At 71.1% G+C, this 14,359-nt stretch carries 15 protein-coding genes; 11 read left to right on the top strand and 4 right to left on the bottom strand.

The annotated features are described in order from the left end of the window. Positions 1-11: 11 nt before the first annotated feature. The 5 genes from ACFVT5_RS18075 (at position 12) to ACFVT5_RS18055 (ending at position 4,942) form a co-directional block, all read left to right on the top strand. Complete coding sequence (locus ACFVT5_RS18075; RefSeq protein WP_389888063.1) at positions 12-1,064, top strand: zinc-binding dehydrogenase; 1,053 nt, start codon at positions 12-14, stop codon at positions 1,062-1,064. Beyond that, positions 1,061-2,233 carry a class I SAM-dependent methyltransferase gene (locus ACFVT5_RS18070; protein WP_389888060.1) on the top strand — a complete coding sequence of 391 codons (1,173 nt, stop codon included), beginning with the start codon at positions 1,061-1,063 and terminating at the stop codon, positions 2,231-2,233. The genes ACFVT5_RS18075 and ACFVT5_RS18070 overlap by 4 nt, the downstream gene beginning before the upstream one ends. Then, on the top strand, positions 2,230-3,633 hold the full coding sequence (locus tag ACFVT5_RS18065) for an amidohydrolase family protein (RefSeq protein ID WP_389888057.1): 1,404 nt from the start codon (positions 2,230-2,232) through the stop codon (positions 3,631-3,633). Before ACFVT5_RS18070 ends, ACFVT5_RS18065 begins: the two co-directional genes overlap by 4 nt. 91 nt (positions 3,634-3,724) lie before the next feature. Continuing rightward, on the top strand, positions 3,725-4,192 hold the full coding sequence (locus tag ACFVT5_RS18060; RefSeq protein ID WP_389888054.1) for a VOC family protein: 468 nt from the start codon (positions 3,725-3,727) through the stop codon (positions 4,190-4,192). Positions 4,193-4,339: 147 nt separating this feature from the next. Continuing rightward, positions 4,340-4,942 (top strand): PadR family transcriptional regulator, encoded by a 603-nt coding sequence (locus tag ACFVT5_RS18055; protein ID WP_389888052.1) that lies wholly within the window; start codon positions 4,340-4,342, stop codon positions 4,940-4,942. A gap of 116 nt (positions 4,943-5,058) precedes the next feature. Here ACFVT5_RS18055 and ACFVT5_RS18050 read toward each other — a convergent pair whose 3' ends face one another. Together ACFVT5_RS18050 and ACFVT5_RS18045 are read right to left on the bottom strand one after the other, a co-directional pair. Then, the gene (locus ACFVT5_RS18050; protein ID WP_389888050.1) at positions 5,059-5,487 is read right to left on the bottom strand and encodes an SRPBCC family protein; all 429 of its coding nucleotides are present in this window, start codon (positions 5,485-5,487) and stop codon (positions 5,059-5,061) included. Positions 5,488-5,582: 95 nt separating this feature from the next. Further along, positions 5,583-5,831: a hypothetical protein gene (locus ACFVT5_RS18045; protein ID WP_389888048.1), complete on the bottom strand. Its 249-nt coding sequence runs from the start codon at positions 5,829-5,831 to the stop codon at positions 5,583-5,585. Positions 5,832-6,028: 197 nt separating this feature from the next. Here ACFVT5_RS18045 and ACFVT5_RS18040 point away from each other — a divergent pair, with 197 nt between their 5' ends. The 4 genes from ACFVT5_RS18040 to ACFVT5_RS18025 all read left to right on the top strand — a co-directional run bounded on the left by ACFVT5_RS18040 (position 6,029) and on the right by ACFVT5_RS18025 (position 10,005). Beyond that, on the top strand, positions 6,029-6,547 hold the full coding sequence (locus ACFVT5_RS18040; RefSeq protein WP_389888046.1) for a Clp protease N-terminal domain-containing protein: 519 nt from the start codon (positions 6,029-6,031) through the stop codon (positions 6,545-6,547). A gap of 139 nt (positions 6,548-6,686) precedes the next feature. After that, complete coding sequence (locus ACFVT5_RS18035) at positions 6,687-7,637, top strand: helix-turn-helix transcriptional regulator (RefSeq protein WP_389888044.1); 951 nt, start codon at positions 6,687-6,689, stop codon at positions 7,635-7,637. Between the two features lie 66 nt (positions 7,638-7,703). Continuing rightward, positions 7,704-8,828 (top strand): DMT family transporter, encoded by a 1,125-nt coding sequence (locus ACFVT5_RS18030; RefSeq protein ID WP_389888041.1) that lies wholly within the window; start codon positions 7,704-7,706, stop codon positions 8,826-8,828. 202 nt (positions 8,829-9,030) lie between these two features. Further along, positions 9,031-10,005: a DMT family transporter gene (locus ACFVT5_RS18025; protein WP_389888038.1), complete on the top strand. Its 975-nt coding sequence runs from the start codon at positions 9,031-9,033 to the stop codon at positions 10,003-10,005. A gap of 121 nt (positions 10,006-10,126) precedes the next feature. Here ACFVT5_RS18025 and ACFVT5_RS18020 read toward each other — a convergent pair whose 3' ends face one another. Further along, positions 10,127-10,816 (bottom strand): pyridoxamine 5'-phosphate oxidase family protein, encoded by a 690-nt coding sequence (locus tag ACFVT5_RS18020; protein WP_389888035.1) that lies wholly within the window; start codon positions 10,814-10,816, stop codon positions 10,127-10,129. A gap of 94 nt (positions 10,817-10,910) precedes the next feature. On the opposite strand from ACFVT5_RS18020, the gene ACFVT5_RS18015 reads away from it, so the two are divergent. Continuing rightward, a complete protein-coding gene (locus tag ACFVT5_RS18015) occupies positions 10,911-12,242 on the top strand; it encodes an aminotransferase class I/II-fold pyridoxal phosphate-dependent enzyme (RefSeq protein WP_389888032.1) in 1,332 nt (443 codons plus the stop codon). Positions 12,243-12,348: 106 nt separating this feature from the next. Here the strand turns inward: ACFVT5_RS18015 and ACFVT5_RS18010 are convergent, their stop codons facing one another. Then, positions 12,349-13,305, bottom strand: a complete 957-nt coding sequence (locus ACFVT5_RS18010; RefSeq protein WP_389888029.1) for a DMT family transporter — start codon at positions 13,303-13,305, stop codon at positions 12,349-12,351. Between the two features lie 75 nt (positions 13,306-13,380). On the opposite strand from ACFVT5_RS18010, the gene ACFVT5_RS18005 reads away from it, so the two are divergent. Continuing rightward, positions 13,381-14,283 carry a LysR family transcriptional regulator gene (locus ACFVT5_RS18005; protein WP_389888026.1) on the top strand — a complete coding sequence of 301 codons (903 nt, stop codon included), beginning with the start codon at positions 13,381-13,383 and terminating at the stop codon, positions 14,281-14,283. Positions 14,284-14,359 lie beyond the last annotated feature (76 nt).

The raw sequence follows: 14,359 nt of genomic DNA, 5'->3' as shown, positions 1-14,359 counted from the left end.
AGGTCTCTCCCATGAAGGTTGTACTCCATCGAACGCACGGCGGCCCGGATGTGCTCCAGGTCGCCGACGTCCCGGTGCCCGAGCCAGGACCGGACGAGGTACTCGTCCGCGTCGGGGCCTGCGGCCTCAACCACCTCGACGTCCTGCAGCGGCGCGGGCCCGGACTGATCCCCGGCTTCGCACTGCCGCATGTGGCCGGCATGGACATCGCCGGCACCGTCGCGGCGGTCGGCCCGGCGGGCACCGGGCGGGCGGGCAACGGAACCGCGCTGACCGAGGGCGCGCGTGTCGTCGTGAATCCGGCCGTGCCCTGCGATCGCTGCGAGAGCTGCGCCGCCGGAGCTGACGGCAGGTGTCCGAGCGCGGGTGTCATCGGCGCCACCCTGGCCGGCGGCTACGCCGAGTACGTCCTCGTCCCGGCGGCCAACGTGCACCTCGTGCCGGACGAGGTCGACCTGGTCGACGCGGCCGTCGTGCCGACGATCTGGATGACGGCCTGGCACGCGCTCATCGAGATCGGCAAGGTCCGCCTCGGCGAGACGGTGCTGATCCACGCGGCCGGCAGCGGCGTCAGCACCGCGTTGATCCAGCTGGCCAAGGCCGGCGGTGCCCGCGTGGTCACCACGGTCGGCTCGGACGCGAAGGCCGAGTACGCACGCGGCCTGGGCGCCGACGTCGTGGTCAACTCGACCACCGGCGACGTCGTCAAGACCGTGCGCGAGGTCACCGGTGGGCGGGGCGCCGACCTCGTACTCGATCACGTCGGCCCGGCCACGTGGAACACCGGCATCTACAGCCTCTCGCCGCGCGGACGACTGGTGTTCTTCGGCAACACGACCGGTAACCGGGCCGAGTTCGACCTGGTGTACGCCTACCACTTCGGCCTCCAGTTGCTCGGCTCGGACCCGTACGACCGCCGCGAGTTCGCCGCGATGCTCGACGCCTACTGGGCCTCGACGTTCCGTACGCCGATCGACAGCGAGTTCCCGCTGACCGAGGCCGTGGCGGCGCAGGAGCGGATGGAGTCGCGGCTGGCCACCGGCAAGATCGTGCTGCGCCCATGAGTACGGCGACCGCCACTCCGGTCAGCCCGGCGCCGGTGTGGGACGTGATCAACGGCTTCACGTCCTACTGGGCGCTCTCGGCCGCGCTCGACCTCGGCCTGTTCGACGCCCTCGCGGAGAACGCGGAGAACGCAGAGAACGCACAGGACGCCGATTCCCGGACCGGACTGGACGCCGCGCAGCTGGCGGCAGCGATCGGTGCGGCCGGGCCGGGCCCGGTGACCGTGCTCGCCGAGACCCTCGTCGCGCTCGACCTGCTCGCCGCCGTCGGGGATCGCTTCCGGCTCACGCCCGTGGCCGAGCGCTACCTGGTGTCGACGGCGCCGGCCTCGATGGCCGCACTCGTGCGGTACTCGCCCGGACCGCCGGGGGGCTGGCCGGGCCTGGCCGACACCGTCCGCACCGGCGCACCCGAGCCGGCCGTGACAGCCGACCTGACCGAGCTGTACCCGGCGCTCGTGCGCGCGACCGGCCCGACCCAGGCCGGCGTGGCGACGGCCGTCGCCGCCGAGCTGGAGCGCCGCGGGTTGTGGCCGGAGCAGCCGACGATCGTCGACCTCGGCTGCGGCTCGGGGGCGTGGCTGACCGCGCTGCTGGGCACCCGGCCGAACGGCACGGTGATCGCGGTCGACCGGCCGAACGTGCTGCCGATCGCCGAGCAGGCGGCCACGGACGCCGGCCTGCGTGAGCGGGTGATCGCCGTTGCCGGCGACTACCTTGACGTCGCGCTCCCGGTCGCCACGGCCGACGTCGTCGTCCTGGCGCACGTGCTGCGGGCCGAGCCGGCCGAGCGGGCCCGGCAGTTGCTCGCCCGCGCGGTCGAGCTGGCCGGTGCGGACGGGGTCGTCGTGGTCGTCGACTACTCGCGTCCCGACCCGGCCGGCGCCCGAGACGACGGCGAGAACGACAGCGAGGACGACGGCGACGGCGATGGCGAAGACCGCGGCGCCACCTGCGTCGCCGCGCGCCACGAACTGCTGCTGTCACTGACGATGCTGGCCTCCACAGCGGGGCTCGGTGTCACGGTCGCGGACCTGCACGCGTGGGCCGAAGCGGCCGGAGCGGAGTTGGTCGACTCGTTCGAGCCGGTGCCGCGCCAGCACGTCCGCCTCATCCGCTCCTGCTCCCGCACTCGCACCCTCTCCCGCACCCCGGAGGCCACCTCGTGAACCCGTCGAACACCACGGCACCCGCCGACACCCTGATCGTCAACACCCTCGTCGTGACGATGGACGACTCCCGCCACGTGATCAGCGACGGCGCGGTCGCCATCCGGGACGACCTGATCGTGGCCGTCGGCAAGACCGCCGACGTGACCGCCCAGTGGCACAGCGACACCGTCATCGCAGGCGAGCGGTTCGTCGTCACCCCGGGGCTGATCAACACGCACGTGCACATCACCGGCGAACCGCTCACACGCGGCTTCGTCCCGGACGACACCCCGTTCCTGGAGAACGTCTTCGAGTGGCTCACGCCGATCCACACGCACTACACCGAGGAGGACGAGCACATCTCGGCCCAGCTCGCGGCGCTGGAGATGCTCAAGAGCGGAACGACCGCGTTCCTTGAGGCCGGCACGATCCGGTTCATCGACCCGGTCGTCGAGGCCCTCACCGAGATCGGCATCCGCGCCCGCGTCGGACCGTGGGCGTGGGATCTCGTACCTGAGCCGGAGGTGCTGCGCCTGTCGACCGCGCAGGCGATCGCGCGCCTGAACGACACGATGGACAAGTACGCGTCGGTGGCCAACGGTCGCATCCAGGCGTGGCCGATCATCATCGGCCACACCTGCTGCAGCGACGAGCTGTGGCGGGCCGCGAAGGGGCTGTCGATCGAGTGCGGCACCGGGTTCAGCGCCCATATGTCCCCGGCGGCGATGGACCCCGAGGGGTTCCTCGCGGCGTTCGGGCAACGGCCGATGGTGCACCTGAACGAGATCGGCGTGCTGGGCGGCAACGCCATCCTGACCCACGCCGTCCACGTCGACGACGAGGAGGTGGCGCTGCTCGCCGGCACCGGGACGAGCGTCTCGCACTGTCCGACCACGGCGCTCAAGGTGTCCTACGGCGTGACCCAGATCGGCAAGTTCCCCGAAATGGTGGCGGCCGGTGTGAACGTGGCGATCGGCACCGACGGCAACAACGCGTCGAACTACCACGACCTGATGCGCGCGACCTACCTGGTCGCCGGCCTGTTCAAGGACGCCCGGCGCGACGCCACCATCTTCCCGGCCGAGGACGCGTTCGCGATGGCCACCCGCAACGGCGCCCGCGGACTGCAGGCCGAGCACGAGATCGGCTCGATCGAGACGGGCAAGAAGGCCGACCTGGTCCTGCACGACACGAACCGGCCGGAGTGGCGGCCCCTGCACAACGTCGCCAACCAACTCGTGTGGTCGGCCGACGGGCGGGGCGTGCACACCGTGTTTGTCGACGGGCGGTGCGTCGTCGACAACTACCGCTGCACGACGATCGACGAGGACGACCTGCTGCGCCGCGCCCAGACCGCCGGCGAGGGCATTGTGGCCCGCTCCGGCCTGCCCGACCGAGCCAAGTGGCTCACCGTCTGACCGCACGGCCGCGCGTCGCGGTCGGGCCGAACGAAACGAATGAATCCCGAACGAATGCCGAACCAGACCAATGAATAAGGAGAGCCGAACCATGGCACAACTGACCGAACCCCGCTGGACCCACGTCGCCATCCCGGTCAGCGACCTGGATCGATCGATCGAGTTCTACGAGAACCTCACCCCGCTGGTCCTGGTCACCAAGAACGTGGACAGCAACGGGCGCGGCGCCTGGCTGTCGAACAAGGGCCAGGTGGACTCGGCGTTCGTCCTCGTCCTGGCCGAGTTCATTCCCGAGGTCGGAGCGCGCTTCGGCATCGAGCCGGGCGAGAAGATTCCGACGCTGGCGCCGTTCGCGCACATCGGTATCGAGCTGCCGAACCGCGAGGACGTCGATGAGGTCGCGGCCAAAGCACGCGAGATGGGCAACCTGCGGTGGGAGCCGGTGGAGATGGCCGCCCACATCGGGTACATCTGCGCCGTCAACGACCCCGACGGCAACACGATCGAGTTCTCGCACAACCAGAAGGTGTTCTCGACCATCCAGGAGCTGTGGGGCTGAGCGGACTGAGACAGGTCGCCGCCGGCGACGGGATCGCCGTGGCGGCGGCCTGATCGGAGAGGGGGACGGCAAAGGGGTTGCCCTGCGATCTGTTCCGATATATCGTTGACGCATCGCGACCGATCAACGATGGAAGGAGCGATTGCGATGCACTCGCATGGACACGGACATGGACACGGTCAGTACGGTCCCGGCCATCAGGGTCGGGGTGGATTCGAGGGGCGGCGTGCCGCCTTTGGTCCCTTCGGGCCGGGCTTCGGCCCGGGTGGAGGGCCCTGGGGTGGCCGCGGTCGAGGCGGACCGAGGGGCAGGGCGCGCCGCGGCGACGTCCGCGCGTCGATCCTGGCGCTGCTGAAGGACCGCCCGATGCACGGCTACGAGATGATCCAGGAGATCGCCGAACGCAGTGGCGGGGCATGGAAGCCCAGCCCGGGTTCGGTGTATCCCACGCTGCAACTGCTGGAGGACGAAGGTCTGATCAGCAGCGCCAGTGAGGGCGGCAAGAAGCTGTTCTCGCTCACCGAGTCGGGCCGTTCGGCGGCCGACGAGGGGCCCGAGGCGCCCTGGCAGGACGCCGGGCGCGGGGTCGACTGGGAGACGCTGAGCGAAATCCGGCAAGCCGGCTTCGGTCTGATGGAGGCGTTCGGCCAGGTCTGGAAGACCGGCAGCAAGGAACAGCGCGAGAAGGCGCTTTCCGTGATCAACGAAGCCCGCAAGAAGCTGTACCTCATCCTCGCCGACGAAGACTGATCAAAGGGCTGACCAGAGACTGATCAGGCGACTGACCACAGAACCGGGCGCCCCGCGTGAATCACGCAGGGCGTCCCTCTTTCGTGTGCTCAGGTGATCCCTGACCGTTCTCGGGCTCAGGTGACCAGACCGGTCAGCTTGCGCAGCGACTCGTTGAGGGCCGCCGTCGCCGAGTCCTTGAGCTTGCCCGCCATGATCGAGACGGCGGCGCCCGTGAACTCGCCGTCGATACGGACCGTCGTCGCGCCGCCGTCGGGGCTCAGCGAATAGCGGGTGCCCACGATGACGCCCATCGGGCCCTTCCCTCTGATGGCGAAGGTGCGGCCGGTCTCCAGCTCCTCGATGGTCCAGGTGACTTCGGCCGGGAAGCCCATCAGCTTCATGTTCTCCTCGAAGGTGCCGCCCACGGCCAGGTCGGCGGGGCCGCCCTTCGGGAAACTGGTGTGCGTGGCGTTCCACTCCCCGTACGAGGAGAAGTCGGTGAGGCGCGCCCAGACCTTCTCCGGCGGTGCGTCCATCCGTGCTTCCGCGCTGACTTCGGCCATGCGGCCACCCCTTCTCGTCGGGTGCTGCGCCGCGCGCAGCTACGGTGTCGCGGAACGTAGCCGTAGCGCCCTGAACATTCAATACTGATGAACCGTCAGGAAGTTCCCGGTTCCCGTTCCCTGGATTCCGGTTCCCGGACCGGTTCCCGGTACGGCAAGCCGACGCGGCGGATCACCGCCGCGTCGAACAGGTCCGACGCCCTGGGGAACGGCCCCTCGTCGTGGCAGTGCCACGCCTCCCAGAACAGGTCGGCGAGGAGCGCGTCACCAGGCGCGTAGACCCGGTACACGTACTCCCTGCCGTCGATCGAGGGCAGGGCCACGAGCCAGCACCCGCTTTCCATGCATCAGAAGGACGTGCGGATGCGGGGAGCGGTTGCCGGACCGGCGCGCGGCAAGGCGGCGCGCGCCCTACCGGAGAAACGGCGCGATCTCATCCGTAAGGAGGAGAACCAGCTCACGCGTACCCAACCTGTGTCGGACGGGAAGATGCTTCCCGCCGCTGATGTTCCGGGTGCCAGAGGCTGATGGGGTAGAGGTTGTGCTACCCCGTATCCCGCAACAGGCCGCCGAGAGCGGCTCCGCCCCTGCCGACATCGATGACCGGCTCAGCGCCGAACTGGTCGCGGTCGTGGCAGCCGCTCGGCGGCGCGCGGTGCGTGACGCGGACCGGCAGATCGACACCGCCCATCTGCTGCACTCCCTGCTCGAATCCGACCCGCAGGTGCGGGAGGTCTTCGCCGAGGGCGCCCAGGTCGCCCGGCTGCTCGGGTATCTCGTGCAGCGCAGCATCGGCTACGGACTCCAGTGGCAGGGTTCCGTCGAGGACTCCGGTGCCGTGCCCGTCGTACGCGAGGCGGGCTGGTCGCCGACCGCGGCCGTCGCCATGGAAGTCGCCTGCCTGCGCGCCGAGGGACGCGGTGAGCGACGCTCCCGCGGGGTCGACCTGCTCGCCGCCCTGGCCGCCGATCCCGACTGCCGCGCGGTGGAGGTCCTGGGGCACGCCGGGGTCGACGCGGGTGAGTTGTTGAAACGTATCGATGAGGTGCCGGCCGCCTAGCGGCGGGCGGTACGGGGTCGGTACGACGTCGGTTCGGAGCCCGCGCGGAGCCGGGACCTGTACCCATGCCTGTGCCTGTGCCTGTGCCTGTGCAGATCAGTACCAGGCACGTGGCCGGCCCGGCGGGGACACTGGGGCCATGGAACACCGAGGACCTGGTCAGGCTTCCGGCGGCAGTGAGCTGGGCGATTTCCTGCGCGCGTGTCGCGCCGCCCTGGACCCCCGGCGGATCGGACTGCCCGACGACGGGCGGCTGCGTCGGGTCCCGGGCCTGCGCCGCGAGGAACTCGCCCAGCTCGCACACGTCGGCGTCGACTACATCGTCCGCCTCGAACAGGGCCGTACCCGCCGCGTCTCACGGCCGGTACTCGACGCACTCGCCGACGCCCTCGAACTCGCCCCGGACGAACGCGCCCACCTCTTCACGCTCGCCGAGACCGTACAGGCCGCTCCCGCACGGCAACCGATCGCCCACCACGTCGACCAGCAACTGCGCCACCTCCTCGACGGTATGCACGACGTCCCCGCGATGATCCTCAACCGCCGAATGGACGTCCTCGCGTGGAACCGCGCCGCCCGCGCCCTGCTGACCGACTTCGGCGCGCTGCCGGCCGCCGAACGCAACCTGATCCGGCTGACCTTCCTCGACGACGACTTCCGCGCCCTGTACGCCGACTGGCCACGCGCCGCCCGCGAATGCGTCGCCGTCCTGCGGATGGAATCCGACCGCCATCCCCACGACCGCACCCTCGCCGCGCTCATCGGCGAACTCACCGCCGGCGACCCGGACTTCCGGACCTGGTGGGCCACGCATCGGGTACGCGGACCCCGGCAGCTCACCAAGACCTACCGTCATCCCGTCGTCGGCACCCTCACCCTCGACGTCCAGCAACTCACCGTCGACACCGAGCCCGACCAGTTCCTCATCGCCTACACCGCCCCGCCCGACACCCCCTCCCACGACGCCCTGCGCTTCCTGCTCCAGTGGTCCGGCCCCACCGCCGACCCGGCGGACGGGCATCGGACGGACGGGCATCAAGTGGACGGGCATCAGGCGGACCGGGGCCGCGAACGGCCGTCGACTCCGTGACGTCCAGCCCCTGAGACAGGTGTCACCGGGGATGACGCTCATGACCGCGCCTGTCATCATGTCCCGGTGCATACGTCTCAGGGGACTCAGGATGGACGCGGCCGGGGCTTCGGTCTCGGCCTCGCCCTCGTCTCGGCCCTCGCCTTCGGTGGTTCCGGTGTCGCGGCCAAGCCGCTGATCGAAGCGGGCCTCGACCCGCTGCACGTCGTGTGGCTCAGGGTCGCCGGTGCCGCGCTCGTGATGCTGCCGCTCGCCTGGCGCCACCGCGACCTCGTACGCCGACGCCCCGCGCTGCTCGCCGGGTACGGGCTGCTCGCCGTCGCCGGTGTCCAGGCGTGCTACTTCGCCGCCATCTCCCGTATCCCTGTGGGCGTCGCCCTGCTCGTCGAGTACCTGGGGCCCGCGCTCGTCCTCGGCTGGGTGCGGTTCGTGCAGCGGCGGCCCGTCACGCGCGCGGCACTCGTCGGGGTCGTGCTGGCCGTCGGCGGGCTCGCCTGTGTCGTAGAGGTCTGGGCCGGGCTCGGCTTCGACGCCATCGGTCTGCTGCTCGCACTGGGCGCGGCCGGCTGTCAAGCCTGCTACTTCGTCCTGTCCGACCAGGGCAGCGACGCCGGCGACAAGGCTCCGAACCCGCTCGGCGTCATCGCGTACGGGCTGCTCGTGGGCGCCGTCGTCCTGACCGTCGTAGCGCGCCCGTGGTCCATGGACTGGTCCCTCCTGACCGGTACCGCCGACATGAACGGCACCCCGGTCGCGGCCTTCCTGCTGCTGTCCTGGATCGTCCTGCTCGCGACCGTCCTCGCCTACGGGACCGGTGTCCTGTCCGTGCGCCGGCTGTCGCCGCAGGTGGCCGGGGTCGTGGCCTGTCTGGAAGCCGTCATCGCGACCGTGCTCGCCTGGGTGATGCTCGGGGAGCATCTGTCGGCGCCGCAGATCATCGGGGGCGCGGTGGTCCTCGCCGGCGCGTTCATCGCGCAGTCCTCCACCCCGGTGAAGGGCTCCGCGGAACCGGTCGCGGCGGGTGGCATCGGCGCGCCGGTCGTCGCGGGTGGTTCCGAGGGGACCGGACCTTCACCGGAGCCCACGGGGGATGCCACTGGGGACGCTGGGGACGCTGCTGAGGGCGCCGCTGGTGGCGCCAAGGAGAACGCCACCGAGGACGAGTTGTCCACGCGTGGCAGCGCCCCATAGGGTGACCGACATGCTCAGCACACTCGTTCTTCCGCCTCCCGCCGCCTGAGGCGGGCCCCCGGTCCCTGAGCCTGGCCGTCGCCGGGCGGAACGGTGCTGCCCGCAGAAGAAGCCCGCGGACCTGACGCTGATCTGACGCAGAGATGACACAGATCTGACGTGGGTCCCTTTCCGAACTTCTGTGCATCTGCGGAGAGAACACGTGTCGAACGCTGTCTCCGGCCTGCCCATCGGGCGTGGCCTCCTTTATCTGACTGTCGCCGGTGTCGCCTGGGGGACCGCGGGCGCCGCCGCGTCCCTGGTCTACCGCGCCGGTGACATGGGTCCGGTGGCCCTCTCCTTCTGGCGCTGCGCCGGCGGACTGCTCCTGCTGCTCGCCGCCCGGCTGCCCCGGCTCCTGCGCGGGAAGCGGTACCCGGCACGGCCCGCCGACGCGCCCGCCGAGCCGCTGCGCCGCAAGGCCCTCCGGATCGGTGCCACCGGGCTGGCCCTCGCGGTGTTCCAGACCACGTACTTCGCGGCTGTCGACGTGACCGGACTCGCCGTCGGCACGGTCGTCACGCTCGGCGCGGGACCCGTCCTCATCGCGCTCGGCGCCCGCGTCACCATGGGCGAACGGCTCGGGCGGGGCGGGGTCGCCGCCGTCGCCGGCGCACTCGCCGGGCTCGCCGTCATGGTCCTGGGCAGTGGCGACGCCGACGTGCGTCCTGTCGGCGTGCTGCTCGCGGTCGTCTCGGCGGCCGGGTACGCCGTGATGACACTGCTCACCCGCTGGCGGGGGAGGAACGGCGGGGCGGACTCCTCCAGCACCACGGAGTGGTCGTTCGCCGTCACCGCCGTGTGCCTGCTGCCGTTCGGCGCCGCCGAGGGACTGGTCCCGTACACCGCTCAACCCGGCCAGGTCATGGTCCTGTTGGTGTACATCGCGGCCGTGCCGACCGCGCTCGCCTATGCGCTGTACTTCGCGGGCGCCGCGGTCGTTCGCTCCGCGACCGTGTCCGTGATCATGCTCCTGGAGCCGGTGAGCGCCGCCGTCATCGCGGTCACCCTGCTCGGTGAGCGACTGACCCTGGCGACCGTGATCGGAACCCTGCTCCTGCTGGTCGCCGTCGCGGGCCTCGGCGCGGCGGAGGCGAGGGACGCGGCGACAGCCCGGAGGGAGGCGGCACCGGCGTGACCTGGCGGGCCCCTACGCGCGCGTAGGGGCCCGTTTCCGCCTTCTGATTCCGCCCTTTGAATCCGCCCTTTGTTTCCACTTCCGGTTTTGCGTGGGGTGTGGTCCCGGCCGGGGGCGGGCTTCACATCGTCTTGAGGTAGTCCGGTACGTCGATGCCGTCGGCCAGGTCGTCCGCCGGTACGGGCGTGCCGTAGACCGTGTGGACCGGCAGGACGCCCGTCCAGTGGGGGAGGTCTACGTCCTCGGGCTCGTCGTTCGGGCCGCCTGTGCGCAGCTTCGCGGAGACCTCGTCCAGGTCGAGACGGAGCACGGCGGTGGCCGCCAGCTCCTTCGCGTTGGCCGGGCGCGAGTCGGCGGTACGGCCCGGGACGACATGTTCCACGATCGCGTCCAGGGCCGTCCGCCGCTCCTCCTGCTCGGTGACCTGGTACGCGCTGCCCTGCACGACCACCGAGCGGTAGTTGATCGAGTGGTGGAACGCCGACCGGGCCAGGACCAGCCCGTCGACATGCGTCACCGTGAGGCACACCGGGAGGCCCGGGTCCGCCTGGCCCGCCATCCGCAACGGGCGCGATCCCGTCGAACCGTGCACATACAGGCGCTCGCCGACCCGCGCGAACAACGTCGGCAGCACGACGGGCAGCCCGTCCCGCACGAAACCGAGATGGCAGACATACGCCGCGTCGAGTATGGCGTGGACCGACGCGCGGTCGTACGAGGCCCGTTCGCGGTCGCGGGTGGGGATGCTGCGGTCGGTGGGGGTGTAGGCGGGGCTGTCGGCGGGGGTGTAGGCGGTCGTCTGGTCCGGCATGGCCGTCTCCCTCGAATGCGATCGGTCCTGGGTCCCCTCAGTGCGAGGAGCGCTCGGGTTTGCCTTTGTATTGCACTAGTGCATAATGGGCTTTGTGCTAGGAGAATATCCGATCCAGGGGAGTGGTGCTGCGGAGATCGCGCGCAGCGTCGAGCAGGCCGTGGGCGCGGGGGACCTGGAGCCGGGGCAACTGCTTCCGCCGCTACGTGAGTTGGCGTCCAGGCTGGGCGTGAATCCCAATACGGTCGCCGCCGCCTATCGCACCCTGCGGGAGCGCGGCGTGATCGAGACGGCCGGGCGGCGCGGCAGCCGGGTCCGCTCCAAGCCCGCCATCACCGCGCGCGAAGCCATCCGGGTCGATGTGCCGGCTGGCGTACGGGACGTGTCGGACGGCAACCCCGACACGACCCTGCTGCCCTCACTCATGGCGGTCTTCGCCGCCGCCGCCGCGTACGCGGACGGACGGCCCGTGCTGTACGGGCAGGAAGCGGTCGAACCCGAACTCGCGCGGTACGCGCGCGGGGCGCTCGACCGGGACGGTGTGCCCGCCGGGCCCATCGCGGTCACCTCGGGCTCCCTCGACGCGATCGAACGCGTCCTGGCGGCCCATCTCAAGCCGGGCGACACGGTGGCCGTCGAAGACCCCGGCTGGGGGAGCCTCCTCGACCTCGTGCCCGCACTCGGGCTGCGCGCGGTGCCGGTGCGCGTGGACGACGACGGGCCCCTGCCCGACGACGTCACCACGGCACTCGACGGCGGTGCGCGCGCCCTCGTCGTCACGGACCGCGCGCAGAACCCGACCGGCGCCGTGCTGAGCGCACCCCGCGCGCGTGCCCTGCGCCGGATCCTCGCCGCACACCCCGACGTCCTGCTCATCGAGGACGACCACGGACACGGCATCGTCGACCAACCCCTGCGCCCGCTCGCGGGATCCACGCGCGCGTGGGCGTTCGTACGCTCCACGGCCAAGGCGTACGGGCCCGATCTGCGGCTCGCCGTGCTCACCGGTGACGCTCTCACCGTCGACCGGGTCCGGGGACGGCAGCGGCTCGGGCCCGGCTGGGTCAGCCGGATTCAGCAGCGCGCCGTCTTCGGGCTCTGGGCCGGCGGATCCGTCGACGCGGCTGCCGTCGCAGCGTCCTACGGGGCGCGCCGGGACGCCCTGATCGCCGCGCTCGCCGAGCGGGGCATCGCGGCGCAGGGCCGCAGCGGCATGAACGTGTGGGTTCCGGTGCCCGACGAGACCGGCGCCGTCGCGCGGTTGCTGCACGCCGGCTGGGCCGTCGCACCCGGCGCCCGGTTCCGTATCGGGGCGCCGCCCGGGGTGCGGATCACGGTGTCCACGCTGACGCCGGACGACATCCGCGCGGTGGCCGACGCCGTGGCGGACGCGACCGGTCCGGCGCCCGCCCGGCGGTACGTCTGACGCTGCGGCGGTACGCCTGATGCTCGGCGTTACGTCTGACGCTGCGGTCGTACGCGTCCGGCTCCGATGACGTGTCGCCCGTACGTCCGGCTCCGACGCCCCGACGTCAGGTCCGGCGGCGCGACTGGGTGAGCGCGGCGCCCGCGATGATGATCACGGCGCCGACCGGTGTCGACCACGACAGGGGCTCGCCGAGGATCGCCACGCCCGCAGCGGTCGCGATCACCGGGATGAAATACGTGACCATCTGGCCCGTGGTCGGGCCGACCTCGGCGACCAGGCCGTACTGCATCAGCAGCGCGAGTCCCGTACCGAGCGCGCCCAGGACCACGATCGCGAGCAACGGGACGACCGCGAAGCGGGTGGGCAATGAGGTGAACAGGGGTGTCACGACGGCCAGTTGGACCGTCGCGAGCAGCAACTGCCCACCGGTGAGCGACAGATTCGAGTGCGGGGAGCCGGCCAGGGTGCGGCGGACGTAGATCCAGCCGATGGGGTAGCTCAGCGAGGCCAGTAGGGCCATCGCCGTGCCCTTGAAGTCCAGCCCCTGGAAGCCCTGCCAGGCGCCCAGCACGGTGAGTACCCCGAGGAAACCGATGCCGAGCCCCGCGACGCGGCGCCGGGTCGGCCGGTCCTCGGACAGGGCCACCAGGGACAGCGCCATGCCCCACAGGGGTGACGTCGCGTTGCAGATCCCGGCGAGTGTCGACGGGACGGTCAGCTCCGCGTAGGCGAACAGCGAGAACGGCACCGCGTTGAGCAGGAAAGCCGACACCGCGAGATGGCCCCAGGTGCGGGCCCCGCGTGGCAGCCGTTCGCGCTTCACCAGGAGAGCCACCGCGAGGACCGCGGTGCCGAACGCCAGCCGCCCGAGCGTCACTTGAAACGGCGCGTACCCGTGCGTGCCGACCTTGATCAGCAGGAAGCTGAAGCCCCAGATCAGCGACAGCGCGCCGAAACGGAGCCGCCAGTCGAGCGGGCGGCGACGGGCCGGGGCGGCAGTGGCTTCGACTGATGTCGATGTCGATGTCGATGGGGCGTCGGGCGCGGCGGCGATGCTCATGACCGTCACGATGACCCAGCCAGACGTCTTAGCACAATCTAGATTTTGTTCGCTGTATTGCGTAGTATCGCTTACATGTTGAACCTGGAGCGACTGCGCACCCTCGACGCCCTGGCCCGGCACGGCTCGGTCAGCGGGGCCGCCGCGGGCCTCCATGTGACGACGTCGGCGGTCTCACAGCAGATGTCGAAGCTGGAGCGCGAGGTCGGACAGCAACTCCTCGCGAAGAACGGCCGGGGCGTACGACTCACCGACGCGGGGCGTCTCCTCGCCGACCACGCGGCCCGGATTCTCTCGCAGGTGGAGCTGGCGCAGTCCGATCTGGAGGCGCAACGTGGGCAGGCCGTCGGTGAGCTGCGGATCAGCGCGTTCCCGAGCGCCGCGCGCGGGCTGTTCCCGGCGACCCTGACCGCGCTCCGGACCGCACATCCGGGCCTGCGCGTACGGTCCGAGGAACTGGAACCCGAGGAGGGCGTCGCGTGCGTGATCCGCGGTGACCTGGACCTCGCTGTCGTCCTGGACTGGTACAACAAGCCCTTGCCGCTGCCCGACGGACTCGCCAAGGAATCCCTTCTCGACGATCCCGCCGATGTCGCCCTTCCCGAAGGGCACCCCCTCGCCGACCGCGCGGAGGTCGACCTGGAGGACTTCGCCGACGAGGAGTGGATCACCTGGGCCGAGGGCGAGTTCTGCCATGAGTGGCTGATGTACACGCTGCGCTCGAAGGGTTTCGAGCCGCGTATCGCCCACCGCGCGGTGGAGCACCACACTCAACTCGCGCTTGTCGCGGCGGGACTCGGCGTCTGCGTGGCCCCCCGCCTCGGCCGCGAGCCGACACCCCGGGGCGTCCGCACGATTCCGGTCCGCCACCGCGTCCGCCGGCATGTGTATGTGGTCTGGCGGGCGGACGCCGACCGGCGGCCCTCGATCAGGGCAGCGGTGCAGGCACTCAAGGGGGCGGCGGACGGCCGGGAATGACAGGGCTCAGGGGTGGTCCGGACCTCCGATCCCCGAACCCCGAGCCTTGGTCCCCGAGTCCCGAGTCCTCTGACTT

The sequence above is a fragment of the Streptomyces sp. NPDC058001 genome (genome assembly GCF_042886315.1).
GTDB lineage: Bacteria > Actinomycetota > Actinomycetes > Streptomycetales > Streptomycetaceae > Streptomyces.
Note: the sequence above shows the minus strand (reverse complement) of the source record. Positions and strands in the feature narration are given on the sequence as shown.

Bases quoted from the DNA above. Each gene is read 5' to 3' on its own strand.
- ACFVT5_RS18055 (WP_389888052.1), top strand. From the start codon at position 4,340: ATGCACTCGCATGGACACGGACATGGACACGGTCAGTACGGTCCCGGC.
- ACFVT5_RS18035 (WP_389888044.1), top strand. From the start codon at position 6,687: ATGGAACACCGAGGACCTGGTCAGGCTTCCGGCGGCAGTGAGCTGGGC.
- ACFVT5_RS18005 (WP_389888026.1), top strand. From the start codon at position 13,381: ATGTTGAACCTGGAGCGACTGCGCACCCTCGACGCCCTGGCCCGGCAC.
- ACFVT5_RS18050 (WP_389888050.1), bottom strand. From the start codon at position 5,487: ATGGCCGAAGTCAGCGCGGAAGCACGGATGGACGCACCGCCGGAGAAG.
- ACFVT5_RS18060 (WP_389888054.1), top strand. From the start codon at position 3,725: ATGGCACAACTGACCGAACCCCGCTGGACCCACGTCGCCATCCCGGTC.
- ACFVT5_RS18010 (WP_389888029.1), bottom strand. From the start codon at position 13,305: ATGAGCATCGCCGCCGCGCCCGACGCCCCATCGACATCGACATCGACA.
- ACFVT5_RS18075 (WP_389888063.1), top strand. From the start codon at position 12: ATGAAGGTTGTACTCCATCGAACGCACGGCGGCCCGGATGTGCTCCAG.
- ACFVT5_RS18045 (WP_389888048.1), bottom strand. From the start codon at position 5,831: ATGGAAAGCGGGTGCTGGCTCGTGGCCCTGCCCTCGATCGACGGCAGG.
- ACFVT5_RS18020 (WP_389888035.1), bottom strand. From the start codon at position 10,816: ATGCCGGACCAGACGACCGCCTACACCCCCGCCGACAGCCCCGCCTAC.
- ACFVT5_RS18070 (WP_389888060.1), top strand. From the start codon at position 1,061: ATGAGTACGGCGACCGCCACTCCGGTCAGCCCGGCGCCGGTGTGGGAC.